This window comes from Actinomadura syzygii, assembly GCF_008085905.1.
Taxonomy (GTDB): Bacteria; Actinomycetota; Actinomycetes; order Streptosporangiales; family Streptosporangiaceae; genus Spirillospora; species Spirillospora syzygii.
The window spans coordinates 108398-132387 of the sequence record NZ_VSFF01000020.1; the positions used below are offsets into that span (position 1 = coordinate 108398).

The following is a 23990-nucleotide window of genomic DNA, read 5'->3' on the forward strand; positions in this document are numbered from 1 at the left end:
AGACGCGCCGGAGTCCGGGCCATGAGGCCCGGGGTCCGGCTGGGGGTCGACGTCGGGAGCGTGCGCGTGGGGGTCGCGCGCTGCGATCCCGGCGGCATACTCGCGACGCCGCTGGAGACGGTCAGGAGCGGCAGGGGCGACGTGGACCGGCTGGTCGCCCTCGCCGCCGAGCACGAGGCGATCGAGGTGGTCGTGGGCCTGCCGACGTCCCTGTCGGGACGCGAGGGCCCGGCCGCGCAGGCGGCCCGCGCGTTCGCGGCGAGGCTGGCCGGCCGGCTCCCCCAGGGGTCGGTCCGGCTGTACGACGAGCGCCTCACCACGGTGACGGCGGAGAGCGGCCTGCGGGCCGGAGGAGTGCGCGGCAAGGCGCGGCGCGCGGTCGTCGACCAGGCGGCCGCGACGGTGCTGCTCCAGGCCGCGTTGGACGCTGAACGGTTGACGGGCAACCCCCCAGGCGAGATCGTCCGGGAGAGCTCATGAACGACTTGGACCTGTTCTCAGACCCCTACGGCGAAGGGCAGCCGCCCGACGACCGGCACGGCGGCAGGCGCGACCAGCGGCGCGTCCGCAGGCGGCAGAAGCGCCGCCGCCGCAACGGCCGCGCCGCCGCCATGTTCGCGCTGGCGTTCCTGGTCGCGGTGTTCGGCACCGGCGGCGTCCTCGGCTACGCCTGGCTCGACAACCGGACGCACCCGCCGGACTACTCGGGCGCCGGCTCCGGGAACGTGACCGTCCAGATCAAGGACGGCGCGAGCGGCGCGGTGATCGGCCTGACGCTGGAGCGGCACCGCGTGGTGAAGAGCTCGCGCGCGTTCGTGAAGGCGTACACCAAGGAGACGCGGGCGTCGAGCATCCAGCCGGGCTTCTACCAGATGCGGCTGCAGATGTCGTCGGCCGCGGCGATGGCCCTGCTGCTCGACCCGAAGTCCCGGGCCGGCAACCAGATCACGATCCCGGAGGGGCGGCGCGCCGTCGAGGTCTTCGAGCTGCTGGGGAAGAAGACCGGGATCACCGTCCGCGAGTTCCAGGCGGCGGCGAAGCGGCCGCAGTCGCTCGGGCTGCCCGCGTACGCGAAGGGCAAGGTCGAGGGGTTCCTGTACCCGGGGCGCTACGACCTCGACCCGAACGGGACGGCCGAGCAGATCCTCAAGCAGATGGTGGGCCGGTTCAACCAGGAGGCCGAGAGCGTCGACCTCGTCGGGAAGGCGCGCCAGGCGCGCATGAACCCGGCCACGGTGATCACCCTCGCCAGCCTGGTCCAGGCCGAGGGCGGCAAGCCGAGCGACCTGCCCAAGATCTCCCGGGTGATCTACAACCGGGTCGACAAGGGCATGCCGCTGCAGTTCGACACGACCGTCCTCTACGCGCTGAACAAGCGGACCCTCACCGTCACCAACCAGGACCTCCAGGTCGACTCGCCCTACAACACCTACAGGCACAAGGGCCTGCCGCCCGGGCCGATCGCCAACCCGGGCCCGGACGCGATCGAGGCGGCGCTCGCGCCCGAGCAGGGCGACTGGCTGTTCTTCATCGCGACGGACCCGTCCCGCAAGATCACCGAGTTCGCGGTGACCGACGCCCAGCGCATCCGGCTGGAGCAGAAGTTCCGGGCGTGGCAGAGGGCGCACCCGGGCCAGTGACACCGGAACGGACGGACCGCCGCCGGGCGGCGGTGCTCGGCTCGCCGATCGCGCATTCGCTGTCCCCGGCGCTGCACCGGGGGGCGTACGCGGCGATGGGCCTGGACGCCTGGTCCTACGAGGCGATCGAGTGCGGCGAGGACGGCCTCGCCGCGCTGCTCGACGGCCTCGGCCCCGAGTGGGCGGGCCTGTCGCTGACGATGCCGCTCAAGCGGGTCGCGCTGGGCCTGGTCGACACCGTGTCCGACCTGGCGGTGAAGGTCGGCGGCGCCAACACGGTCGTCCTGCGGGACGGCCGCCGCCACGGCGACAACACCGACGTCCACGGCATCGTGACCGCGCTGACCGAGGCCGGGCTGAAGGCTCCGCTGGCAAGAGAAGGGGCGTCGGCGGTGGTGCTGGGGGGCGGCGCGACGGCGGCGTCCGCGCTGGCCGCGCTCGCCGGGCTCGGGCTGGACGAGGCGGTCCTCGCCGCCCGCACCCCGGAGCGCGCCGCCGAGGCCGCCGAGGTGGGGGAGCGGTTCGGGCTCGCGGTCCGCGTCGTGCCGCTCGACCGGGTCGGCGAGCACCTGCCCGCCGAACTGGTGGTGTCGACGCTGCCCGGACGCGCCGCCGACCCGTTCGCCGAGGCGGTCGCCGCGTCCGGCGCGGCCCTGTTCGACGTCGTGTACGCGCCGTGGCCGACCGCGCTCGCCACCGCCGTCGGGCGCGCGGGCGGGACGGTCGTCGGCGGCTTCGAGATGCTGCTGCACCAGGCCGTACGGCAGGTGGCGCTGATGACCGGGCGCGACGACGTGCCCGTCGCCGCGATGCGCGCCGCGGGCGAGGCCGAACTCGCCCGGCGCGGCTGAGCCTCTTCACGCGGGCGGGTCGCGCGGCGGGCGGCGCCGCTTCACCGACTCGTCGACGCTGGTGAGGACGACGGGCAGGATCACGCTCAGCCAGAAGTCCCGCCAGCCCCACGCGCCGAGGGCGACGCCGAGCACGCTGCCCGAGCACACCGCGCCGAGCACCACCGCCGCCCAGTGCCGCCGCGCGAACCCGACCGGGTCGACGAGCCTGCTGTGCGGCAGCAGGTCGGCGAGCGGGCGGCCGCGGGCGTGGGCGCGCTGCACGACGGTCGCGTCCGGCAGCCAGTGCAGGACGTCGCCGCTGCCCGCGAGCGGGACGCGGCTGAGCGCGGTCAGGGTCTCCAGCCGCCACCACAGCGTCCACAGCGACGTGCGCCCGCCGGGTCCTACGTTCCAGCGCGGGTCGACGGCCTCGCGGCGGACGAGCGTCCGGAACGCGCGGGCGACGGCCGGGCCGTGCGGCCCGCGCGGGTCCCGCAGCAGCGCGGACAGCGCGATCGGCAGCCCGTAGTGCCACAGCGCGAGCCGCCACACCGGCTCCGGCGCCGCGCCGCTCGACCCGGTGTTGTTCGACCCGGTGTTGTTCGACGCGGTTCCGTTCGACGGGGTGCCGTGCGGCGACACGTCGTAGGTCTCGATCCAGGTGTGGTCGTCGTCGGGGTCGAGGTGGGCGAGGAGCCAGTCGTAGGCGTCGAGGAGCCGGTCGGTCCGCAGGTCGGGACGCGCCTCGGCCAGCGTGACCAGCGCGAACGCGGTGTGCGTGACGGTCGGCGCGGCCTCCTGCGTCGGCCCCCACCCGGGGCGGGCGGCGGTCCGGTCCGCGGTGAGCCACTCCACGCCCCGGTCGACCGCCGGGTCGTACGGGTTGAGCTGGCTGAGCGCGCGGAGCGCCAGGCACGTCAGCCACACCCGGGACCGGCAGCCGTGCAGCGAGCCCCAGCCGCCGTCCGGGTTCTGGTTGCGCAGCAGCCACTGGTAGGCGCGCTTCAGGTCGGGGGCGTCGTCGCGGAGGTCGCAGCGGGCGCGGGCGAGGAACCGGGCGATCCAGCCGGTCGCCTCCACGACGGGCATGCCGAGGCTGGTCTTGGTCGCCCAGCCGCCGTCGCGCAGCGCGTCGCCGGACGCGGTCTGCCGGGACGCGAGGAACGCGAGGCCCTCGTCGAAGTACTCGAAGGGGCGTCCCGCCTCCACGAACGCCAGCAGGCCGAGGGCGGTCGCGGTCATGCCGGGCTCGGGGCGCGTCAGCTCGTGGTACCAGCCGCCGCCGGTGCCGAGGGCGTGCGCGTAGGTGTCGCGGAGGACGTCGAGGGACTCCTCCAGCCGCGCGTGCAGCACCGCCAGGTCGATGGCGGCCGTGTCGGGGGCGGCGGACGCGGCGGCGGGAGGGGCGGCGCGGGGGGCCGGTGCGGGGAGCGGGGTTCTCTGGTTCACGATGTCGCCTTCTGCTGACTTTGTTCCCGTGTAGCCAGGTTTTGTACCGCATGGGATGTATGTCGGTATCCGCCGCCGTACAGATCTCTGCCGGACACCGGTCGCGTCCGCCGCGCACCGGGCACGGTGGAAAACGGGGACCGCGCGACGCCCGGACTGGAGGAGGCTTGGTCGAGCCGACGCCGCGGCACGAGCCCGGCCATGACTGCGTCCTCTGCCCGCCCCTGCGGTTCCGGTTCAACGAGATGGCCGACCTCCCGGGCGAGGCGGGCGTCATCGCGCGCGACGCCGACTTCCTGCTGATGCCGGACGTCGCGCCGCTCGCCGAGGGCCACCTCCTCCTGGTGACCCGCGAGCACTGGCAGTGCGCCGCCGCCTTCGCCCCGCCGCTGTGGGAGCGGGCCCTGCGCTGGCGCGACCGCGCCGCCCGCCTCTACCGCCGCGCCTACGGGACGGACGACCTGCTCCTCTTCGAGCACGGCCCGGCCACCCCGCAGGGCGGCGGCGCGTGCATCGACCACGCGCACTGGCACTTCCTGCCCGGCACGCCCGGCGTGCGGAGGCTCGCCGAGGACCGGGGGCTCCCCGGCGCGCCCGCCGGCCACGCCGCGCTGCGCGCCCGCCTCCGCGCCGGGCGCTCCTACCTCCTGATCGAGGAGGACGGCGTCGCGACAGTCCATCCCGGGGACGGCGTGCGCAGCCAGTTCCTGCGCTGGGCCGTGACCACCGCCGGACGGCCGGGAGAGACCTGGCGCTGGCAGGAGGCGTTCGGCCTCCCGGCCAGCAGGCGCCGCTTCCTGCGCACGCTGCGGTCCTTGCGCGCCGCGGTCCAGGACGAGCCGCTGTCCGAGGAGCCTCAGTCCTCGGACAGCCACCAGTAGAGCTCGGACGCGGCGAGCCGGTCGCCGAACCCCGCGCGCTCCACGCCGTGCCGGTATCCGCTCGAATACTCGATCGGCGGACGTCCGCGCTGATGGGCGAGCACCCGTTCCAACGATGTCGGGCCGAACCGCAGCAGCCACAGCGGGGATCCCGGGACCGCGTCGTCCAGGACGGGCGGCAGCGCCCGCACCTCGCTCGCGGTCGTCGGTCCCGGACGGCCGAGCAGCCGCGCCAGCGTCGGCGCCTCCGAGATGACCAGGTCGGCGAGCGCCAGCGTCGGCAGGACGCCGTCCGCCGGGAGCCGCGCGTCGACGTCGTGCGGGACGAGGTCGAACGCGACCCTCGTCCCCGCGTCGCGGGCGAGGCGCGCCGCCGCGTGCAGCGCGTCCCGCGAGACGGGCGACAGCAGCGAGTACCCGTCGACGGCCAGCACGTCGGCGTCCGCGATCCGGGCGGCGGACGCCGCGACGTCCCGGCCGGTCAGGCGGCGTGCGGGCGGGTCGTCCCGGACGACCAGCAACCGGACGCCCCGCCCGCCGCCGCCCCCGTCGCCGCCCCCCTGGTCGCGCAGCATGACCGACACGCCGTTCGGTGCGCCGGGCTCGACGCACAGGAGGTCGCCCGCTCCGAGCCGCTCCAGCTCCCGGCGGATCACCGGCGTGAAGTCGTCGTCGCCGACCTTGGCGAGGACGTCCACCCGGCGGAAGCAGCGGGTCGCGCTGCGGGCCAGGTTGACGGCCGTCCCCGCGACCACGGCCCGCGCGGGGGCGTAGGAGAGGCGGTCGGCGTCGAGATCGGCGAACCGGACGTCGGGCAGCGTGGCGCGTACCTCGATCCCCACGTCGCCGATGACGACCATGGCGAAGCGGCGCTCGTCGGCGCCGTCCAATCCGGGCCACTCCGCCGGGGACGCGCCCCTGTCGCGCGGCATCTCAGCCGGACGCGGCCAGGAACGCCCGCATCACCGGGCGCAGGCTCGGGATCAGCTCGTAGGCGCCGATCTCCTCCAGCGGAACCCAGGCGCACCCGTCGAGATGGTCGCTCTCCTCCTGGTTCTCCAGGCTGGGGTCGAGCGTGACCGGACGGCACCGCCGCGCCGCCGCCACCACGCGGATCTGCCCGCCCGCCGGGCGGCGGCCGGGGGCCGCGCGGTCGGGCATGAACCACTGCCACAGGTGGAACGGCGGGCCGGGGTCGATCTTGAGACCGACCTCCTCCCACACCTCCCGCCTGATGTGGTCGTCGAGGCCGAGGTCGCCCTCCACCTCCAGCCGCCCGCCGGGCACCTCCCAGCGCCCCGGGTGGAACGGGTCGGACGCCGACTTGCGGACCAGCAGCAGCCGCCCGCCGGACACGATGAACGCCTTCTGCGCGAACTGCAGGGTGATCGGGGAGAAGGCGTGCAGGGGGCCGGCCGCGCCGGCCTCGGCCGAGGGCATCGCGGAACCACCTCCCTGGCCCTGGCGGGCCGTTCCGGAGGGTGCGGGGCGTCCCCCCACTTGAGATCAGGCCGTGGTCCCGTCACCGTAACAGCGCCGCACCGTGACGCCGAGACGCCCGCCGCGCCAGAACTTCCTCACCCATCGGCCCCTCCCCGGCGGCCCCGGACGCCCCGCGCCGCGCCGGGACGACCGTCCGGCCCGGGAATGGGCGCGGGCCCCACGCTGTTGAGCACGGTGGCGTACCTCACTCAGGCACCACGGCGGGTTCGGGCGGACGGCGCCGTCCCGACCGGTGCGGGGGCTCCGAGCGGGTGGTATCTTGGTGGCCGACCGGCTCTGCGCGCGCGACCCAGCGGTGGCGTGTGCCGGGCACACAAGCGGAGGCCACCTCCCACCTGACCGGCCGCAAGGCCGGAGGGTCTCGGTCCGGCGAACGGGCGCGCGGCGCTCGTCCAGCCGTCGTCCCCGAGCGGCAGGGCCGCCGGGGAGACCGAAGGTGGCCCCGTACGTGACGTCGTGCGGGGCTTTTCTCGTGGAAGCCTCGGGGTACGACCGGTCAAACGAATGTGAACGGCCCCAAGGAGGTCCCATCAGCGCCGAACCGCGTATCAACGACCGCATTCGCGTGCCCGAGGTCCGGCTCGTCGGCCCGAACGGCGAACAGGTTGGCATAGTGCCCATCGCCAAGGCCCTTGAACTCGCGCGCGAGTCGGACCTCGACCTCGTCGAGGTCGCGCCCACGGCGCGCCCGCCCGTCGCCAAGCTCATGGACTACGGCAAGTTCAAGTACGAGTCCGCGATGAAGGCGCGTGAGGCGCGCAAGAACCAGGCGCACACGGTCATCAAGGAGATCAAGCTCCGCCCGAAGATCGACCCGCACGACTACGAGACCAAGAAGGGTCACGTGGTGCGGTTCCTGAAGGCCGGGGACAAGGTGAAGGTCACGATCATGTTCCGCGGTCGTGAGCAGTCCCGTCCCGAGCTCGGTTTCCGGCTGCTGCAGCGGCTCGCCGACGACGTCGAGGAGCTCGGCTTCGTCGAGTCGCGGCCGAAGCAGGACGGCCGGAATATGATCATGGTGATCGGACCGCACAAGAAGAAGACGGCCCGCGGTCAGGAGACCGAGAGCGCCTGACGGCCGTCCCGGGACCGCTCCCGCGGCGGGCCCGGTACCGCGACCTCGCGGGCGGAGCGGGGTCACGGCGCACGTAGATTGAAGCCTGACCAGGCGCGTCCACGGCAGCTCGTGCGATGCGTCGATCAGGCGCGCCCCCGTGCCGTCCGCACGGGGCAGGGACAGAGGGAGACGACGGCGACCATGCCGAAGACCAAGACCCACAGCGGTGCCAAGAAGCGCTTCAAGCTGACCGGCACCGGCAAGGTGATGCGCCGCCGCGCCAACCGCAACCACCTGCTTGAGCACAAGCCGTCCAAGCGGACCCGGCGGCTGGACGGACCGGCCGTGGTGGCCGACGCCGACGCCAAGAACATCAAGAAGCTGCTGCGCAAGTAGCACCCGACCGGCAACATCAGCGACCGGCCGAGGCCCGGACGGCCCCGGCCCCCACGAAGGAGTCAGCACGTGGCACGCGTGAAGCGGGCGGTCAACGCCGCCAAGAAGCGTCGGGTCGTCCTGGAGCGGTCGAGCGGCTACCGCGGCCAGCGCTCTCGCCTGTACCGCAAGGCCAAGGAGCAGCAGCTCCACTCGATGACCTACGCGTTCCGTGACCGCAAGGACCGCAAGGGCCAGTTCCGCCGCCTGTGGATCCAGCGCATCAACGCGGCGGCCCGCGCCAACGGCATCACCTACAACCGGTTCATCCAGGGCCTGAAGGCCGCCGAGGTCGAGGTCGACCGGCGCATGCTCGCCGAGCTCGCCGTGAACGACGCGCCCGCCTTCGCCGCTCTGGTCAAGGTCGCCAAGGACGCGCTCCCCGCCGAGGGAAACTCGGAGGCGGCCTGAGCCCGGGCATCCGGACTCGGGCGAACGACGCGACATGGCGGGCCGCGAGCTGACCTCCGTCCGGTCTCCACGGGTGAAGGCCGCTCGGCGGCTCGCCAAACGGGCCTTCCGGCGCCGCGAGAACCGGTTCCTCGCCGAGGGGCCGCAGGCGGTCCGGGAGGCGCTGGAGATCCCCGGCGGGCTGGCCGAGCTGTTCGCCACGGCGGAGGCTGAGGCCCGCCACCCCGAGCTGGTGGCCGCCGCCGAGCGGGCGGGCGCGCCGGTGCTGCGCGTCAGCGGCGAGGTCATGGCCGAGCTCGCGCAGACCGTCACCCCGCAGGGGCTGCTGGCGGTGTGCGGGTTCGTGGACGTCCCGCTGGAGACGGCGCTCGCCGCCGGTCCCCGGCTGGTGACCGTCCTCGCGCACGTCCGCGACCCCGGCAACGCGGGCACGGTGCTGCGCACCGCCGACGCGGCGGGCTCGGAGGCGGTCGTGTTCACCGACGCGTCCGTCGACCCCTACAACGGCAAGTGCGTGCGCGCCTCGGCGGGCAGCCTGTTCCACCTGCCCGTCGTCGTCGGGCCGCGGTTCGACGCGCTCATCCCGGAGCTGCGCGGCGCGGGGCTCACCGTCCTCGCCGCGGACGGCGGGGGCAAGCGCACGCTGGACGAGGCACTCGACGACGGCCTTCTCGCACGCCCCACCGCCTGGGTGTTCGGCAACGAGGCGTGGGGCCTGCCCGCCGAGATCCTCGGCAGCGTCGACGAGGTCGTGCGCGTCCCGATCCACGGGCGCGCCGAGAGCCTGAACCTCGCGACGGCCGCGGCCGTATGCCTCTACGCCTCGGCCCGCGCCCAGCGCGGGACGTGACCGGCGCGTGAAGTAAGGGCGCGGAACGCGGCCGACGACGGGCCGACGGCGCGCCGAGGCCGCTGCGGTGCGTGACCGGATGGCCGCAACCGGTCGTCCCGGTCGCGGTGCCCCGGGCGGTGAACTGGGAGGATGGTCCGCACTCCGAGGTCGGTCCGGGGGTGGACCGGCCGCCGCGGGACTCGTCCGCAGGTAGGAGCGGGAACGGGCCTGACGAGGGATCTCTCCGCCCTGGTCCGGTGCCTACGGTGTTGATCAGTGCTTTGACCAGGGGCGGCGCCGATGCCGCGCAGAGTGGGGGCGAACGTGATGACCGAGGAGACCTGGCCGCCCAGGAGGGCGGGCCGGCGCGGGCCGGACGTGCGGTGCGCGCCGCGCGCCGTCGCCGCGGCTCCCGGGGCCTCCGGCGCGCGGGCCGGCGGTGACCGCGGCCCGGCCGGACGCGTCCCGGGCGGCCTCGCCGCGGGCACCGTCGCCAGTGCCGCCCCGAGCACCGCCGAACTGCGGGTCGAGGTCGCGCTGCGGCACGGCGACACCGCCGTCGTCGCGGTGGCGGGCGAGATCGACCTGCACACGGCCGACACCCTGCGCGCGCGGCTCGTCGAGCTGCACGGCACGGGGATGCGCCGCCTGGTGGCCGACTTCGCGGCCGTCCCGTTCTGCGACGCGGCCGGGCTCGGCGCGCTGGTCGCCGCGCACAACCAGGTTTCCGCGACCGGCGGCGAGATCGCGCTCGCCGGGGTCCGTCCCGCCCAACTGCGGCTGCTGCGGATCACCGGGCTCGACCGCCTGTTCGCCGTCCACGCGGACGTGCCGGACGCGCTCGCCGGCCACGACTCGCCGAGCACCTCCCGCTGACGTCCACGACTCGGTGACGTCTGTGATCCGCTGACGTCCGCGACCCGGTGACGTCCGCGAGCCCGCGGGTCCTCGTCCTCGGTGGGGTGCGCGTCCCGTGACGTTCGCGGCCCGGGAGGCGCGGGGGCGGTCCCGGGGCCGTCGCGATCCCGCCCGCGGGCTACAGATGCCTTTCCGCAGGGGGCTTTCCGGGTCCCGCAAGACGCCCGACTGCGGCTAGAGTCTCTTCTCGACAGGCCGCGTTCCCTTCGGTGTTCTGGAGGCCGCTGTGGGCGGAGAGGAAGCCCCTCGCGTGGCCGCCCGCGTGCCCGCGCAGCGGTCCGCGGCCGGCCCCGGCGGGGATGCGTCCGGCCTCGCCTCGGTCGCCGCCGACGAACTGCCCGACGGGCTGCTCGTCGCGGGCCGCGACGCCCGGGTGGTGGTGTTCAACGCCGCCGCCGCGCGGATGACCGGCGTCGCCGCCGGGTCCGCGCTCGGCCGCGACTTCCGCGACGTCCTGCCGCTGCACGACGCCGAGGGCCGCGACTGGTGGAAGTGCCTCGCCCCCTACGACGGCCTCGCCATCCGCACCCGGCACCCCGAGCGCGTCCTGTTCCTGCCCGACGGCACGGAGGTGCTGGTCACCGCCGCGTACCGGCGCGACGGCGAGGGCCGCGTGGAGCGGTTCACCGTGAGCCTGCGCGACGCCCTGCACCGCGCCCGCCAGGAGCGCGACCGCGCCGACCTCGTCTCCACCGTCGCGCACGAGCTGCGCTCCCCGCTGACCAGCGTCAAGGGCTTCACCGCGACGCTGCTGGCCAAGTGGCACCGCTTCAACGACGACCAGAAGCGCGTCATGCTGGAGACGGTCAACGCCGACGCCGACCGGGTCACCCGGCTGATCACCGAGCTGCTCGACGTGTCCCGCATCGAGGCGGGCCGGCTGGAGATGCACCGCCAGGTCGTCGACCTGCCGGAGGAGGTCCGCAAGGTGATCGCGGGCCGGGTCGCGGCGGGCGAGGCGGAGGACCGGTTCCGCTTCGAGACGCGCGGCGAGCTGCCCGAGATGTGGCTCGACCCCGACAAGATGGATCAGATCCTCGGTAACCTTGTGGAGAACGCGGTGCGCCATGGGGCGGGCACCGTCACCATCGTGGTGGAGCCGGACGCGCACAAGGAGGGAGCCGCCGTGTCGGTGCGCGACGAGGGCGAGGGCATCCCGCCCGAGGCGGCCCAGCGCGTCTTCCGGCAGTTCTGGCGCGGCCCCGGCGGCAACCGCCGCGGCGGCACCGGCCTCGGGCTCTACATCGTGAAGGGCCTGGTCGAGGCGCACGGCGGCGTGATCGCCGTGCGGCGGGCGCCCGGCGGCGGCGCCGAGTTCCGATTTACCGTGCCCGCAGGGGCCCCCGACCACGCCGGCTGAGCCCGGCGGCCGCCGGGCCCCTGGACGGGCCGCGCGTTCCGCGCACGCTTTCCGGATCTTCACCGCCCGCGCACTAGACTGCGGGCGTCCCACGCCGACCGGAGTCGATGACACAGCCATGTCTGCACCCAACAAGTCCTTTGATCCCGTCGAGGTGTCCGCGCTGAGCGCGGCGGAGCTGGAGCGGGCCCGCGACGCGGCGCTCGCGGCCATCGCCGCCGCAGCCGACCTCGACGACCTGAAGCAGGTCCGCCTCGCGCACGCCGGCGACCGCTCCCCGCTGGCGCTCGCCAACCGCGAGATCGGCGCGCTGCCGCCCGCCGCCCGCGCCGAGGCGGGCAAGCGCATCGGCGCCGCCCGCGGGGCCGTCGGCCAGGCGCTGAAGGCGCGCCAGGCGGAGCTGGAGGAGGAGCGCGACCAGCGCGTGCTGGTCGAGGAGACCGTCGACGTCACGCTCCCGTGGGACCGCGCCCCGCGCGGCGCCCGCCACCCGCTGACCACCATGCAGGAGCGGATGGTCGACGTCTTCGTCTCGATGGGCTTCGAGGTCTCCGAGGGCCCCGAGGTCGAGGCCGAGTGGTACAACTTCGACGCCCTCAACTTCCTGCCCGACCACCCGGCGCGCACGATGCAGGACACGTTCTTCGTCGAGTCGGAGGAGTCCGGCCTGGTGATGCGGACGCACACCTCGCCGATGCAGATCCGGTCGCTGCTGGCGCGCGAGCTGCCGGTGTACGTGGTCGCGCCGGGGCGCACGTTCCGCACCGACGAGCTGGACGCCACCCACAGCCCCGTCTTCCACCAGCTGGAGGGCCTCGCGGTCGACGAGGGACTGACGATGGCCGACCTGCGCGGCGGCATCGACGCCTACGTGAAGGGCATGTTCGGCGAGGGGTTGAAGACGCGGTTCCGCCCGTCCTACTTCCCGTTCACCGAGCCGTCCGGCGAGGTGGACATGCAGTGCTTCGTGTGCCGGGGCGCGTCCGCCGAGCCCGGCGCCGAGCCGTGCCGCACCTGCGGCTCGGAGGGCTGGATCGAGCTCGGCGGCTGCGGCATGGTCAACCCGCGGGTGCTGCGCGCCTGCGGCGTCGACCCCGACCGCTACAGCGGCTGGGCGTTCGGCCTCGGCGTCGAGCGGACGCTGATGTTCCGGCACGCCGTGGAAGACATGTACGACATGGTGGAGGGCGACGTCCGGTTCACCCTCCCGTTCGGGATGGAGATCTGATGCGCGCCCCGCTTTCCTGGCTGCGCGAGTACGTCGAGCTGCCCGCCGACGTGACGGGACGCGCGCTCGCCGAGAAGCTGATCGCGGCGGGCCTTGAGGTCGAGACGGTCGAGCGCGCCGGCGCCGACCTCACCGGGCCGCTCGTCGTCGGCGAGGTGCTGGCGATCGAGGAGCTGACGGACTTCAAGAAGCCGATCCGCTACTGCCAGGTGAACGTCGGCGACGCGAACGGGACGGGCGAGCCGCAGAACATCATCTGCGGGGCGTCCAACTTCGCGGTCGGCGACCGCGTGGTCGTGATCCTGCCCGGCGGCGTGCTGCCCGGCGGGTTCGAGATCGGCGCCCGCAAGACCTACGGCCGGGTGTCGGAGGGCATGATCTGCTCGGTCAGCGAGCTGGGCATCGGGGACGACCACAGCGGCATCCTCGTCCTGCCCGCGGACACGCCGGTCGGCGCGGACGCGATCGGGCTGCTCGGGCTGCGCGACGACGTCCTCGACATCGCCGTCACCCCGGACCGCGGCTACGCGCTGTCGATCCGCGGCCTCGCCCGCGAGGCGGCGACCGCGTACGACGTGCCGTTCAAGGACCCGGCCGACGTGGAGCTTCCCGAGAAGAACGGCGAGGCGTACCCGGCGAGCATCGGCGACCCGACCGCGTGCGACCGGTTCGTCCTGCGCGAGGTGCGGGGCCTCGACCCGGACGCGCAGACCCCGATGTGGATGCGGGTCCGCCTGCACCGCGCCGGGATGCGTCCCGTGTCGCTGGCCGTGGACGTCACCAACTACCTGATGCTGGAGCTCGGGCAGCCGCTGCACGCGTTCGACCGGGGCAAGCTCACCGGTCCGATCGTGGTGCGCCGCGCCGCCCCCGGCGAGGAGCTGGAGACGCTCGACCACGTCAAGCGCGAACTCGACCCCGGCGACATCCTGATCACCGACGAGTCGGGCCCGATCTCGATGGCCGGGACGATGGGCGGCCTCGCCACCGAGATCGACGAGCGGTCGTCCGACATGGTGGTCGAGGCGGCGCACTTCGACGCGATCGGCACCGCGCGGATGAGCCGGCGGCACAAGCTGCACAGCGAGGCGTCGCACCGGTTCGAGCGCGGCGTCGACCGGGAGCTGCCGCTGTACGCCTCCTACCGGGCGGTGCGGATGCTCGCCGAGCTGGGCGGCGCCGAGGTGCTGCCGGGCGTGACGCACGCCGAGGCGCCGGTCGAGCCGGTGACGGTGACGATGCCCGCCGCGCATCCGGGACGGGTCGCGGGCATGCCGTACACGCGGGACGCGGTCGTCCGCCGCCTGGAGCAGGTCGGCTGCGCGGTCGCGGGCGGCGACGTGCTGACGGTGACGCCGCCGTCGTGGCGTCCGGACCTCACCGAGCCGAACGACCTGGCCGAGGAGGTCGCCCGGCTCGAAGGGTACGAGGAGATCCCGGCGCGGGCGCCGCGCCCGGTCGCGGGCCAGGGGCTGACCGTCCGGCAGCGGCTGCGGCGGCGGGTCGGCCGCGCGCTCGCGGGCGCCGGGTACGTCGAGGTGCTGGCGTTCCCGTTCGTGTCCGACAAGGACCTGGACGGCCTCCAGCTCCCCGCCGACGACGCGCGCCGCCGCACGATGCGGCTGGCGAACCCGATGTCGGAGGAGGAGCCGCTGCTGCGCACCACGCTGCTGCCCGGCCTGTTCAAGGTGCTGGCGCTCAACGTGGGACGCGGCTTCGGCGACGTCGCCCTGTACGAGCTGGGCGCGGTGTTCCGGCCGCGTCCGGACGCCCCGGACCGGGCGCCGCGCCTCGCGGTCGACCGCGGCCCGACGCCGCAGGAGATCGCGTCGGTCGAGGCGGCGCTGCCGGACCAGCCGCACCGGGTCGCGGTCGTCCTGTCGGGCGACCGGGAGCCGTCCGGCTGGTGGGGCGAGGGACGTCCCGCGCTGTGGGCGGACGCGATCGAGGCCGCCCGCACGGTCGCCCGCGAGGTCGGCGTCGAGCTGACCGTCAAGGCCGACCAGCACGCGCCGTGGCATCCGGGCCGCTGCGCCGCGCTCTACGCGGGCGACACGCTCGTCGGGCACGCCGGCGAGCTGCACCCGCGCGTCACGAAGGCGTACGGGCTGCCCGCGCGGACCTGCGCGATGGAGCTGGAGCTGCGGCTCCTCGGCGAGCCGGTCGCGGTGACCGCGCCGCACGTGTCGTCCTATCCGGTCGCGACGCAGGACGTCGCGCTGATCGTCGGCTCCGGGGTGCCCGCCGCCGAGGTCGAGGCGGCGCTGCGCGACGGCGCGGGCGGCCTGCTGGAGGCGATCCGCCTGTTCGACGTCTACACCGGCGAGCAGGTGGGGGAGGGGCGCAAGTCCCTCGCGTACTCGCTCCGCTTCCGCGCCCCGGACCGGACGCTCACCGCCGAGGAGGCGTCGGAGGCCCGCGCCGCCGCGGTCGCCGCCGCGGCCGAGCGCACCGGCGCCGTCCTGCGCGGCGCCTGAACGATCCCGTCGCAAGCCGCCCCGGACGCCGTCCGGGGCGGCTTCGCCGTCTCGGCCCGCGTGGCCGAACGCGACTTGTGCAGTGCCAAGGCGTCGGATAACCTACTCGGGTCACATCGCCGCCCGGTAGGGGAGTCCATTGAGGATCTGAGGTCCGACACCGCGCAGCGGCCGTTCACCGGCCCGCGCACGTGACCTCAGTGTGGACTCTGATCCGCCGGGCTTTTCCATGCCCGTCGGCGCGTCGCGCGTCCCGCGGTGTCTCCATGCGTCCCGCACCTGCTCATCACCATGGAGGCCGCCCATGTCATTCGCCGTCGTGTGCTCGGATCTGACGTTCGCCTGGCCGGACGGAACGGTCGTCCTGGACGGTCTGGACGCCGCCTTCGGCACCGGCCGGACGGGCCTGATCGGCGTCAACGGATCCGGAAAATCCACCCTGCTGAAGATCATCGCGGCTGAGCTGCGCCCGGCGTCGGGCAGGGTGAGCGTCGACGGGGAGACCGGCTACCTGCCGCAGAACCTCGTCCTCGACGACGCCGCCACGGTCGCGGACCTGCTCGGCATCACCGCGACCCGCGCCGCGCTGCACGCCATCGAGCGCGGCGAGGCGACCGAGGAGAACTTCGCCGCCGTCGGCGACGACTGGGACGTCGAGGAACGCGCCCGCGCCGAACTCGACCGCCTCGGCCTGCGCCACCTCGACCTCGACCGGACGGTGCCGACGCTGTCCGGCGGCGAGGCCGTGATGGTCGGGCTGGCGGCGCGGTTCCTCGCCCGTCCCGACGTCCTGCTGCTGGACGAGCCCACCAACAACCTCGACCTGGACGCGCGGCGCCGCCTGTACGACGCCGTCGAGTCCTGGACGGGCGTGCTGGTCGTCGTCAGCCACGACCGGGAGCTGCTCGACCGCGTCGACGAGATCGCCGACCTGCGGGACGGCGCGGTCCGGACGTTCGGCGGCAACCTGTCCGCCTACGAGGAACTGCTCGCCGTCGAGAAGGAGGCCGCCGAACGGACCGTCCGCGCCGCCGAGACCGACCTGCGCCGCCAGAAGAAGGAGCTGGAGGAAGCGCACGTCAAACTGGCCAGGCGCAAGCGGTACGGCGACAAGATGTACGAGAGCAAACGCGAACCGAAGATCATCATGGGCGCGCGGAAGCGGGCCGCGCAGGAGTCGGCCGGCAAGCACCGCATCATGCACGAGGAGCGCCTCGCGGACGCCCGGACGCGCCTCTCGGAGGCGGAGGACGCCGTCCGCGAGGACGCCGGGATCCGGGTCGAGCTGCCCGCGACCCGCGTTCCCGCCGGGCGGACGGTCGTGACCGTGACGGGCCTGCCCGCGCCGCCCGAGCCGGAGCCGGGCACGCTGGCGGAGCTGATCGTCCGGGGGCCGGAGCGGATCGCGCTGGTCGGGCCGAACGGCTCGGGCAAGACGACGCTGCTGCGGGCCCTCGCGGGCGAGCGCGTCCCGGACGGGACGTCCGTCCGGATCGGCGTGGACGGCGTGCGGTACCTGCCGCAGCGGCTCGACGTCCTCGACGACGGGCTCAGCGTGTTCGAGAACGTCCGGGCGCAGGCGCCGTCGGCGACCCCGGCCGAGGTGCGGAACGGCCTGGCGCGGTTCCTGTTCCGCGGGGCGCGGGCCGACCGGCCCGCCGGGACGCTGTCGGGCGGCGAGCGGTTCCGCGCCGTCCTCGCGTCGCTGCTGCTCGCCGAGCCCGCCCCGCGGCTGCTGCTGCTGGACGAGCCGACGAACAACCTCGACATGGCGAGCGCCGCCCAGCTCTCCCAGGCCCTCGCCGCCTACGAGGGAGCGCTGGTCGTGGTCAGCCACGACGTGCCGTTCCTGCGGACCCTCGCCCTGACCCGCTGGCTCCGCGTGGACCGCGAAACGGGCCTGACCGAAACAGAACCGATGTAGTGAGATGACGACGGCCCCGCGCGGAATTCCGCGCGGGGCCGTCCGACGCCCTTGCTCAGGTGAGGACTCGTTTGGTGAAGGTTCGGGTCGCGGCCCAGGTCAGGAGGGCCGTCCCGGCGATGATCGCTAGCAGGAACGCCCAGGTCGGCATGTGCGGGACCTCCGGCGTCAGCGCGCTGCGCAGCCCCTCGCTCACGTACACGAGGGGGTTGAACAGGCTGAGGATCTGCAGCCAGCGGATGTTCTCCAGCGCCGACCACGGGTAGTACACGCAGCCGAGCATGGTCATCGGCAGCAGCACCATCGCGAACAGCATCTGGACCTTCTGCGGGTTCAGCAGCGTGCCGAGCAGCAGTCCGCCGGACGCGGACAGCAGCGACCCCACCACCATGACCACGATCAGGACGGGCCAGTTGTCCACGTGCACCTTGGGCGCCTCGCCGTCGGCGTGGATGAACAGCACGGCGGGGAACACCAGCAGCCCGCCGATCAGCCCCTGCGCCGCCGCCGCGATGATCTTCTGGACGGCCAGCAGCGGGATCGGCACCGGCGCCAGCGCCCGGTCGGTGATCGACTTCTGCCAGGTCAGCTCCATCATCAGCGGGAAGATGACCGCCATCATCGCCTGCATGATGATCGAGGAGCCGATGAGGCCGGGCAGCAGGATGGTGGAGAACGTCGGCCCGCCCGCCCCGCCCGCCATCGCGCCGCCGCCGAGCTTCGGCAGGACGTAGGCGAACACGAAGACGAACATCACCGGCTGCACCAGCACCCGGGTGAACGTCGACACGAAGTTCTTGCGCATGACCCGCGCCTCGCGCGCCATCATCGCGCCGAACGTGCGGGGCAGCGTGGCGCGCGCGGGGGGCGGCGGGGCGAGCTTGGCGGGAGCGGCCGGAGCCGCCGGCACGGCGGACGCGGTCATTCGCGGTAGTCCCTTCCGGTGAGGGTGAGGAAGACGGTCTCCAGGCTGGGCCGGAGCTGGGTCGCGTCGGTGACGCCGACGCCCGCGCCCGCGCCGATCGCGACGAGCTCGCCGAGCAGGCCCTCGGGCTCGGCGGCGAACACCCGGACCTGGCCGCCGTTGATCTCGACCTTGCTGATGCCGGTCCGCTCGGACAGCCCGCGGACCTCCTCCGGCGCGGCCGAGTCGTAGGCCACGGTGATCACGGTGTCGGCGCCCGCGTTCGACTTGAGCTGGTCCACCGTGCCGCTGGCGAGGACCTCGCCGTGGTCGACGACGGCGACCCGGTCGCAGAGCGCCTCCGCCTCCTCCATGTAGTGGGTGGTGAGCAGGATCGTCTGCCCGGCGGCCTGGAGGCCGCGCAGCACCTCCCACAGGTTGGTGCGGGTCTGCGGGTCGAGTCCGGCGGTCGGCTCGTCCAGGAACAGGACCTCCGGGCCGTGCATGAGCGCCCGGCAGATCATCACGCGCTTGGCCTGCCCGCCCGAGATCTCGAACGGCTTGCCGCCGCGCTGCTCGGTCAGCCCGAACAGCTCAAGCAGCTCGTCCGCGCGGCGGCGGGCGTCGCGGGCGCTCAGCCCGAAGTACCGCCCGCGGAACTCCAGGTTCTCGAAGACGTCCAGGTCGCTGTCGAGGCTGTTCTGCTGCGACACGACGCCGATGCGGCGCTTGATCGCCACGGCGTCCTTCACCACGTCGAGGCCGCACACGGTGGCGCTGCCGCCGGTCGGGACGACGAGCGTGGTGAGCATTCCGATGGTGGTCGACTTGCCCGCGCCGTTCGGACCGAGCAGCCCGAAGAACTCGCCGCGCCGGACGTCCAGGTCGATGCCGCGCACGGCGGGCACCTCGGGACGCTGGCCGGACGCGGCGTAGGTCTTCTCCAGCCCGACCGTGCGAACGGCGATCTCGGGTTGGTCGGCCTCCGGCGCCGCGGCCTCTCCCGGCGCGGTCTCCGGGGACGCGGTCTCTGCTGGCGCGGTCTCTGGTGGCGCGGCTTGCGGCGGCTTGGTCACGCGCCGTCTCCCTTCGCTTCAGGTCCGTCCGAATCGTCCTCCGCGGTGGAGAAGTTCTCGAACTGTTTTATGAGGTTGAGCAGGAACCGCCGGACGGCCGCCTCGTCGCCCTCGTCGACGACCGAGTAGAGGCGTCCGAGGTCGCGCCCGATGGGCTGCGACTTCTCCGCGACCAGCCGGCGGCCGGAGTCGGTGATGCGCAGCATCACGCCGCGCCGGTCGCGGTAGGAGCGCTCGCGGCGGACGTGCCCGTTGCGCTCCAGCGTGTCGACGACCGAGGTGACGGTCGCCGGGGTGACGAGCATCCGCTTCGCGATCTCGCCGGCCCGCTGCCCGTCCTCGGCGATGAGCTCGCGCAGCAGGAAGTAGCCCGCCGGGCTGATCCCGTGCCGCTCGATGATCCGCCACACGACGGGGCCGGAGAGGCGGGACGCGATGGCGAACAGCCGCCCGATCGGCCACTCCTCCATGGGTCCGGGCGCCACCAGGCCGCCGATGCCGAGGTTCTCCATGCCGGGGATGTTAGGGGACTGATGGTTAGAGAGCAAATCTTTAGCCCTCTAACTACTTCCCGGGATCACGCCGTCAATCTAGGTTGACGCGATGGTGATTGTCAACGCAGGTTGACACTGTGGCGCTCGTCTCACCGCGCCTCGCGGGACGTCCCGACGTTGAATAGGAATCCATGGTCATGCATACTCTTGCTAGTCATCTTCGAAGGGCAGAGCGGGACATGGGAATCCGGACGGCGGTCGCCGGCGCCAGCGGTTACGCGGGCGGCGAGCTGCTGCGCATCCTGGCGGGACATCCAGAGTTCGAGATCGGCGCGCTGACGGCGGGCTCCAACGCGGGCACCGAGCTCGGCGCGCACCAGCCCCACCTGCGATCCCTGGCCGGGCGCGTCCTGGCCGAGACCACCCCGGACACGCTGGCCGGGCACGACGTCGTGTTCCTCGCCCTGCCGCACGGGCAGTCGGGCCCGCTCGCCGCCGAGCTCGGCGACGACGTCCTGGTGATCGACTGCGGCGCCGACCACCGGCTCACCGACCCGGCGTCCTGGGAGAGGTTCTACGGCACGCCCCACGCGGGCTCCTGGCCCTACGGCCTGCCCGAACTGCCCGGCGGCCGCGACGCGCTGCGCGGCGCGAAGCGCGTCGCCGTCCCCGGCTGCTACCCGACCGCCGTCTCGCTCGCGCTGTTCCCGGCCCTGGCCGCCGGGCTCGCCGAGCCGGACGTCGTCGTGGTCGCCGCGTCCGGCACCTCGGGCGCCGGACGGTCCCTCAAGCCGCACCTGCTCGGCAGCGAGGTCATGGGCTCGGTGTCCGCCTACGCCGTGGGCGGGTCGCATAGGCATACACCCGAGATGGTCCAGAACCTGAGCGCGGCGGCGGGGGAGCCGGTCACCGTCTCCTTCACGCCGACGCTCGCGCCGATGAGCCGCGGCATCCTCGCGACCTGCACGGCGAAGGCGCGTACCGGCGCGACCGCCGCCGCGCTGCGCGCCGCCTACGCGGGCGCCTACGCCGACGAGCCGTTCCTCGGGCTCCTGCCCGAGGGGCGGTGGCCGGCCACGGCCATGACGCTCGGCGCGAACACGGTCCTCGTCCAGGTCGTCCTGGACGAGGCGGCGGACCGCGTCATCGCGGTCGCCGCCGTCGACAACCTCGCCAAGGGCACCGCGGGCGGCGCGGTGCAGTGCGCCAACCTCGCGCTCGGCCTCCCGGAAGAACTCGGGCTCACCACGATCGGAGTCTCCCCTTGAGCGTCACCGCCCCCAAGGGCTTCCGCGCCGCCGGCGTCGTCGCCGGGCTGAAGCCGAGCGGCAACCGCGACGTCGCCCTCGTCGTCAACGACGGGCCGTCCCGCGCGGCGGCGGGCGTGTTCACCCGCAACCGCGTGCGCGCCGCGCCCGTCCTGTGGTCGGAGCAGGTGCTCAAGGGCGGGCGGGTCCGCGCCGTCGTGCTGAACGCGGGCGGCGCGAACGCCTGCACCGGCGCGCCCGGCTTCCAGGACACGCACGCCACCGCAGAGAAGGTCGCCGACCTGCTGGAGGACTCCGCGGGCGAGATCGCGGTCTGCTCCACCGGCCTGATCGGCGAGCGGCTCCCGATGGACCTGCTGCTCACCGGGGTCGACAAGGCCGCCGCCGAGCTGACCCGCGGCGACGGCGGGCTCGCCGCCGCGGACGCGATCCGCACCACCGACACCGTCGCGAAGATCTCCTTCCGGCAGGGCGCGGGCGGCTACATGATCGGCGCGATGGCGAAGGGCGCGGGCATGCTCGCGCCGTCCCTCGCGACCATGCTCAGCGTCATCACCACCGACGCCGACCTGCCCGCCGAGACCCTGGACCGGGCGCTGCGCGCGGCGACCGGCGTCACCCTCGACCGGCTCGACTCCGACGGCTGCATGTCCACGAACGACACCGTCCTGCTGATGGCGTCGGGCGCGGCGGAGGTCGTCCCGGCCGAGGAGGAGTTCACCGCGCTGCTCACCGAGGTCTGCGCCGACCTGACCCGGCAGCTCCTCGTGGACGCCGAGGGCGCGTCCAAGGCCATCGCGATCGAGGTCGTCGGCGCCGCGTCCACCGAGGACGCGGTCACCGTCGGGCGCTCCATCGCCCGCAACAACCTGCTGAAATGCGCCATCCACGGCGAGGACCCGAACTGGGGCCGCGTCCTGTCCGCCGTCGGCACCACCGACGCCGTGTTCGACCCGGACGAGCTGAACGTCGCGATCAACGGCGTGTGGGTGTGCCGGGGCGGCTCGTTCGGCGACGACCGCGACAAGGTCGACCTGCGCCCGCGCGACGTGACGATCACCGTCGACCTGTCCGCGGGCCCGCACAGCGCGACCGTCTGGACGACCGACCTCACGGCCGACTACGTCCACGAGAACTCGGCGTACTCCACGTGAGCGCCGTCACGAGCGGCGCGGAGCTCCGCAAGAACCGCGCGGGCGTGCTCGGCAAGGCCGGGACGCTGATCGAGGCGCTGCCGTGGCTGGAGCGGTTCCACGGCAAGACCGTCGTGATCAAGTACGGCGGGCACGCGATGACCGACGAGAAGCTGCGCCACTCGTTCGCCGAGGACGTCGTGTTCCTCCGCTACGCCGGGCTGCGGCCGGTGATCGTGCACGGCGGCGGCCCGCAGATCAACGCGGCGCTCGCCCGCAACGGCATCGACTCGACGTTCACCGCCGGGCTGCGGGTGACGACGCCGGAGGCCATGGAGGTCGTCCGGATGGTGCTGACCGGCCAGGTGCAGCGGGACGTCGTCGGCCTGATCAACCGGCACGGCCCGTTCGCGCTCGGCATGTCCGGCGAGGACGCGAACCTGTTCACCGCCGAGCGCAAGCAGGCCGTCGTGGACGGGGCGCCGGTCGACATCGGCCAGGTCGGCGAGATCGTCGAGGTGCAGGTCGGGGCCGTCCGGTCGCTGCTGGACGACGCCCGCGTCCCGGTCATCTCCAGCGTGGCGCGCGGCGACGACGGCGAGGTCTACAACGTCAACGCCGACACGGCCGCCGCCGCGCTCGCGGTCGCGCTGGACGCGGAGAAGCTCGTGGTCCTCACCGACGTCGAGGGCCTCTACGCCGACTGGGCCCCGGACCGGGAGCAGGGCGGCGACGACGTGATCGACAGCCTCACCGCCGACGAACTGGCCGCCATGCTCCCGGACCTGTCGTCCGGGATGGTGCCGAAGATGGAGGCGTGCCTCACGGCCGTGCGCGGCGGCGTCCCGCAGGCCCACGTGCTGGACGGCCGCGTCCCGCACGCGCTGCTGCTGGAGATCTTCACCGACGAAGGGATCGGAACGATGGTGCTGCCCAGCCTCCCCGGCGGCCCGGACATGAAGGAGGAGACGGCATGAGCGGCGCGGAACTGAAGGCCCGGTACGAGGCCGCGTTCATGCCGAACTACGGCGTCCCGCCGCTGGCGCTGGCGCGCGGCGAGGGCTCCCGAGTCTGGGACGCCGACGGCCGCGCCTACCTCGACCTGATCGCCGGTATCGCGGTCAGCTCGCTCGGGCACGCCCACCCGGCGCTCGTGGAGGCCGTGTCCGCGCAGGTCGCGACGCTGGCGCACACGTCCAACCTGTTCCTGCACGAGCCGGAGGTGCTGCTCGCCGAGCGGCTCCGCGAACTGCTCGGCGGCGACGGCAGGCTGTTCCTCACCAACAGCGGCACCGAGGCGAACGAGTGCGCGCTGAAGCTCGCCATCAAGTACGGGAAGGTCAACGGCCGGTCCTACTTCGTCGCGGCGGAGAACGGGTTCCACGGCCGGAGCATGGGCGCGCTGTCCCTGACGGGGAAGGCGTCGATCCGGGAGCCGTTCGGGCCGTACGCGATCGACGTGCGGTTCGTCCCGTACGGGGACGCCGACGCGCTCAAGTCCGCGGTGACCGCCGACTGCGCGGCCGTGTTCCTGGAGCCGACGCTGGGCGAGGCCGGCGTCGTCCCGCCGCCGGAGGGCTACTTCGCCGCCGCCCGCGAGATCTGCGACGCGACGGGCGCGCTGTTCGTCGCCGACGAGATCCAGTCCGCGATCGGACGGACGGGCGCCTGGTTCGCGTTCGAGCACGAGAACGCCAAGCCCGACGTCCTCACGCTGGCCAAGGGCCTCGGCGGCGGGCTGCCGATCGGGGCGTGCGTCGCGTTCGGCGAGCACGGCGGCCTGTTCGCCAAGGGCGACCACGGCAGCACGTTCGGCGGGAACCCGGTCGGCGCGGCCGCGGCCCTCGCCGTCCTCGGGACCATCGAGAAGGACGGCCTGCTCGCCCACGCCGCCGAGGTCGGGGAGGTCCTGGCCGAGGGGCTCGGCGCCGTCGAGCATCCGCTGCTCGCGGGCGTGCGCGGACGCGGCCTGTGGCGCGCCGCCGTCCTCACCGGCCCGCACGCGCCCGCCGTGGAGGCCGCCGCCCGCGGCGCCGGGTTCCTGATCAACGCCGTCGCGCCGGACGCCCTGCGGATCGCCCCGCCGCTGATCCTCACCGCCGACGAGGCGCGCTCCTTCACGGACGCCTTCCCCGCGATCCTCGACGCCGCGCGGCCGGAGGCGTGA

The 23990-nt window shown here is 74.0% G+C and carries 23 protein-coding genes; 17 read left to right on the top strand and 6 right to left on the bottom strand.

From position 1 onward, the window contains the following. The first annotated feature begins 21 nt into the window (after positions 1 to 21). Genes ruvX through FXF65_RS41660 form a run of 3 tightly spaced genes read left to right on the top strand, consistent with a single transcriptional unit; the run spans position 22 to position 2491 of the window. A complete protein-coding gene (gene ruvX, locus FXF65_RS41650) occupies positions 22 to 480 on the top strand; it encodes a Holliday junction resolvase RuvX (RefSeq protein WP_148355996.1) in 459 nt (152 codons plus the stop codon). Then, positions 477 to 1640 carry an endolytic transglycosylase MltG gene (gene mltG / locus FXF65_RS41655; RefSeq protein WP_148355997.1) on the top strand — a complete coding sequence of 388 codons (1164 nt, stop codon included), beginning with the start codon at positions 477 to 479 and terminating at the stop codon, positions 1638 to 1640. The genes ruvX and mltG overlap by 4 nt, the downstream gene beginning before the upstream one ends. Next, positions 1637 to 2491, top strand: coding sequence for a shikimate dehydrogenase (locus tag FXF65_RS41660; RefSeq protein WP_148355998.1), 855 nt, complete (start codon positions 1637 to 1639; stop codon positions 2489 to 2491). Before mltG ends, FXF65_RS41660 begins: the two co-directional genes overlap by 4 nt. A gap of 6 nt (positions 2492 to 2497) precedes the next feature. Here the strand turns inward: FXF65_RS41660 and FXF65_RS41665 are convergent, their stop codons facing one another. Continuing rightward, positions 2498 to 3922, bottom strand: a complete 1425-nt coding sequence (locus tag FXF65_RS41665) for a prenyltransferase/squalene oxidase repeat-containing protein (RefSeq protein WP_148355999.1) — start codon at positions 3920 to 3922, stop codon at positions 2498 to 2500. A 167-nt stretch (positions 3923 to 4089) separates the two neighbouring features. On the opposite strand from FXF65_RS41665, the gene FXF65_RS41670 reads away from it, so the two are divergent. Beyond that, positions 4090 to 4803 carry an HIT family protein gene (locus FXF65_RS41670; RefSeq protein ID WP_148356000.1) on the top strand — a complete coding sequence of 238 codons (714 nt, stop codon included), beginning with the start codon at positions 4090 to 4092 and terminating at the stop codon, positions 4801 to 4803. Here the strand turns inward: FXF65_RS41670 and FXF65_RS41675 are convergent. Together FXF65_RS41675 and FXF65_RS41680 are read right to left on the bottom strand one after the other, a co-directional pair. Then, the gene (locus tag FXF65_RS41675) at positions 4779 to 5735 is read right to left on the bottom strand and encodes a PfkB family carbohydrate kinase (protein ID WP_148356001.1); all 957 of its coding nucleotides are present in this window, start codon (positions 5733 to 5735) and stop codon (positions 4779 to 4781) included. The genes FXF65_RS41670 and FXF65_RS41675 overlap by 25 nt on opposite strands. A 1-nt stretch (position 5736) precedes the next feature. Next, complete coding sequence (locus tag FXF65_RS41680) at positions 5737 to 6243, bottom strand: NUDIX domain-containing protein (protein WP_148356002.1); 507 nt, start codon at positions 6241 to 6243, stop codon at positions 5737 to 5739. Positions 6244 to 6778: 535 nt separating this feature from the next. Between FXF65_RS41680 and infC the strand changes: the two genes are divergently transcribed. The 9 genes from infC to FXF65_RS41725 all read left to right on the top strand — a co-directional run bounded on the left by infC (position 6779) and on the right by FXF65_RS41725 (position 16948). Beyond that, positions 6779 to 7381, top strand: coding sequence for a translation initiation factor IF-3 (gene infC, locus FXF65_RS41685; RefSeq protein ID WP_281289009.1), 603 nt, complete (start codon positions 6779 to 6781; stop codon positions 7379 to 7381). Between the two features lie 183 nt (positions 7382 to 7564). Beyond that, entirely contained in the window at positions 7565 to 7759 is a 195-nt protein-coding gene (rpmI, locus tag FXF65_RS41690; RefSeq protein WP_067894345.1) for a 50S ribosomal protein L35, read from the top strand. 69 nt (positions 7760 to 7828) lie between these two features. After that, entirely contained in the window at positions 7829 to 8209 is a 381-nt protein-coding gene (rplT, locus tag FXF65_RS41695) for a 50S ribosomal protein L20 (protein WP_148356003.1), read from the top strand. 34 nt (positions 8210 to 8243) lie between these two features. Further along, positions 8244 to 9059: a TrmH family RNA methyltransferase gene (locus FXF65_RS41700; RefSeq protein ID WP_148356004.1), complete on the top strand. Its 816-nt coding sequence runs from the start codon at positions 8244 to 8246 to the stop codon at positions 9057 to 9059. A 282-nt stretch (positions 9060 to 9341) separates the two neighbouring features. After that, the gene (locus FXF65_RS41705; RefSeq protein WP_246199460.1) at positions 9342 to 9917 is read left to right on the top strand and encodes an STAS domain-containing protein; all 576 of its coding nucleotides are present in this window, start codon (positions 9342 to 9344) and stop codon (positions 9915 to 9917) included. 304 nt (positions 9918 to 10221) lie between these two features. After that, a complete protein-coding gene (locus FXF65_RS41710; protein WP_148356035.1) occupies positions 10222 to 11319 on the top strand; it encodes a sensor histidine kinase in 1098 nt (365 codons plus the stop codon). 118 nt (positions 11320 to 11437) lie between these two features. Further along, positions 11438 to 12547, top strand: coding sequence for a phenylalanine--tRNA ligase subunit alpha (gene pheS, locus FXF65_RS41715; RefSeq protein ID WP_148356005.1), 1110 nt, complete (start codon positions 11438 to 11440; stop codon positions 12545 to 12547). After that, entirely contained in the window at positions 12547 to 15024 is a 2478-nt protein-coding gene (gene pheT, locus FXF65_RS41720; RefSeq protein ID WP_148356006.1) for a phenylalanine--tRNA ligase subunit beta, read from the top strand. Before pheS ends, pheT begins: the two co-directional genes overlap by 1 nt. A 304-nt stretch (positions 15025 to 15328) precedes the next feature. Next, positions 15329 to 16948 carry an ABC-F family ATP-binding cassette domain-containing protein gene (locus FXF65_RS41725; RefSeq protein WP_148356007.1) on the top strand — a complete coding sequence of 540 codons (1620 nt, stop codon included), beginning with the start codon at positions 15329 to 15331 and terminating at the stop codon, positions 16946 to 16948. 55 nt (positions 16949 to 17003) lie between these two features. On the opposite strand, the gene FXF65_RS41730 is transcribed toward FXF65_RS41725, so the two are convergent. From FXF65_RS41730 to FXF65_RS41740, 3 genes are read right to left on the bottom strand one after another with little or no spacing between them, the layout of a single operon-like run. After that, positions 17004 to 17873, bottom strand: coding sequence for an ABC transporter permease (locus FXF65_RS41730; protein WP_148356008.1), 870 nt, complete (start codon positions 17871 to 17873; stop codon positions 17004 to 17006). After that, on the bottom strand, positions 17870 to 18928 hold the full coding sequence (locus FXF65_RS41735) for an ABC transporter ATP-binding protein (RefSeq protein WP_222869023.1): 1059 nt from the start codon (positions 18926 to 18928) through the stop codon (positions 17870 to 17872). The genes FXF65_RS41730 and FXF65_RS41735 overlap by 4 nt, the downstream gene beginning before the upstream one ends. After that, the gene (locus FXF65_RS41740; protein ID WP_148356009.1) at positions 18925 to 19440 is read right to left on the bottom strand and encodes a MarR family winged helix-turn-helix transcriptional regulator; all 516 of its coding nucleotides are present in this window, start codon (positions 19438 to 19440) and stop codon (positions 18925 to 18927) included. The genes FXF65_RS41735 and FXF65_RS41740 overlap by 4 nt, the downstream gene beginning before the upstream one ends. Positions 19441 to 19661: 221 nt before the next feature. On the opposite strand from FXF65_RS41740, the gene argC reads away from it, so the two are divergent. From argC to FXF65_RS41760, 4 genes are read left to right on the top strand one after another with little or no spacing between them, the layout of a single operon-like run. Then, the gene (gene argC, locus FXF65_RS41745) at positions 19662 to 20690 is read left to right on the top strand and encodes an N-acetyl-gamma-glutamyl-phosphate reductase (RefSeq protein ID WP_148356010.1); all 1029 of its coding nucleotides are present in this window, start codon (positions 19662 to 19664) and stop codon (positions 20688 to 20690) included. Then, positions 20687 to 21844: a bifunctional glutamate N-acetyltransferase/amino-acid acetyltransferase ArgJ gene (gene argJ / locus FXF65_RS41750; protein ID WP_148356011.1), complete on the top strand. Its 1158-nt coding sequence runs from the start codon at positions 20687 to 20689 to the stop codon at positions 21842 to 21844. Before argC ends, argJ begins: the two co-directional genes overlap by 4 nt. After that, positions 21841 to 22800 carry an acetylglutamate kinase gene (argB, locus tag FXF65_RS41755; protein ID WP_148356012.1) on the top strand — a complete coding sequence of 320 codons (960 nt, stop codon included), beginning with the start codon at positions 21841 to 21843 and terminating at the stop codon, positions 22798 to 22800. Before argJ ends, argB begins: the two co-directional genes overlap by 4 nt. After that, positions 22797 to 23990 carry an acetylornithine transaminase gene (locus tag FXF65_RS41760; RefSeq protein WP_148356013.1) on the top strand — a complete coding sequence of 398 codons (1194 nt, stop codon included), beginning with the start codon at positions 22797 to 22799 and terminating at the stop codon, positions 23988 to 23990. The genes argB and FXF65_RS41760 overlap by 4 nt, the downstream gene beginning before the upstream one ends.

Excerpts from the sequence above, each read along its gene's own strand:
- ruvX (WP_148355996.1), top strand. The coding sequence starts at position 22 with ATGAGGCCCGGGGTCCGGCTGGGGGTCGACGTCGGGAGCGTGCGCGTG.
- mltG (WP_148355997.1), top strand. The coding sequence starts at position 477 with ATGAACGACTTGGACCTGTTCTCAGACCCCTACGGCGAAGGGCAGCCG.
- FXF65_RS41675 (WP_148356001.1), bottom strand. The coding sequence starts at position 5,735 with ATGCCGCGCGACAGGGGCGCGTCCCCGGCGGAGTGGCCCGGATTGGAC.
- FXF65_RS41680 (WP_148356002.1), bottom strand. The coding sequence starts at position 6,243 with ATGCCCTCGGCCGAGGCCGGCGCGGCCGGCCCCCTGCACGCCTTCTCC.
- rpmI (WP_067894345.1), top strand. The coding sequence starts at position 7,565 with ATGCCGAAGACCAAGACCCACAGCGGTGCCAAGAAGCGCTTCAAGCTG.
- FXF65_RS41700 (WP_148356004.1), top strand. The coding sequence starts at position 8,244 with ATGGCGGGCCGCGAGCTGACCTCCGTCCGGTCTCCACGGGTGAAGGCC.
- FXF65_RS41705 (WP_246199460.1), top strand. The coding sequence starts at position 9,342 with ATGCCGCGCAGAGTGGGGGCGAACGTGATGACCGAGGAGACCTGGCCG.
- pheS (WP_148356005.1), top strand. The coding sequence starts at position 11,438 with ATGTCTGCACCCAACAAGTCCTTTGATCCCGTCGAGGTGTCCGCGCTG.
- pheT (WP_148356006.1), top strand. The coding sequence starts at position 12,547 with ATGCGCGCCCCGCTTTCCTGGCTGCGCGAGTACGTCGAGCTGCCCGCC.
- FXF65_RS41725 (WP_148356007.1), top strand. The coding sequence starts at position 15,329 with ATGTCATTCGCCGTCGTGTGCTCGGATCTGACGTTCGCCTGGCCGGAC.
- FXF65_RS41730 (WP_148356008.1), bottom strand. The coding sequence starts at position 17,873 with ATGACCGCGTCCGCCGTGCCGGCGGCTCCGGCCGCTCCCGCCAAGCTC.
- FXF65_RS41740 (WP_148356009.1), bottom strand. The coding sequence starts at position 19,440 with ATGGAGAACCTCGGCATCGGCGGCCTGGTGGCGCCCGGACCCATGGAG.
- argC (WP_148356010.1), top strand. The coding sequence starts at position 19,662 with ATGGGAATCCGGACGGCGGTCGCCGGCGCCAGCGGTTACGCGGGCGGC.
- FXF65_RS41760 (WP_148356013.1), top strand. The coding sequence starts at position 22,797 with ATGAGCGGCGCGGAACTGAAGGCCCGGTACGAGGCCGCGTTCATGCCG.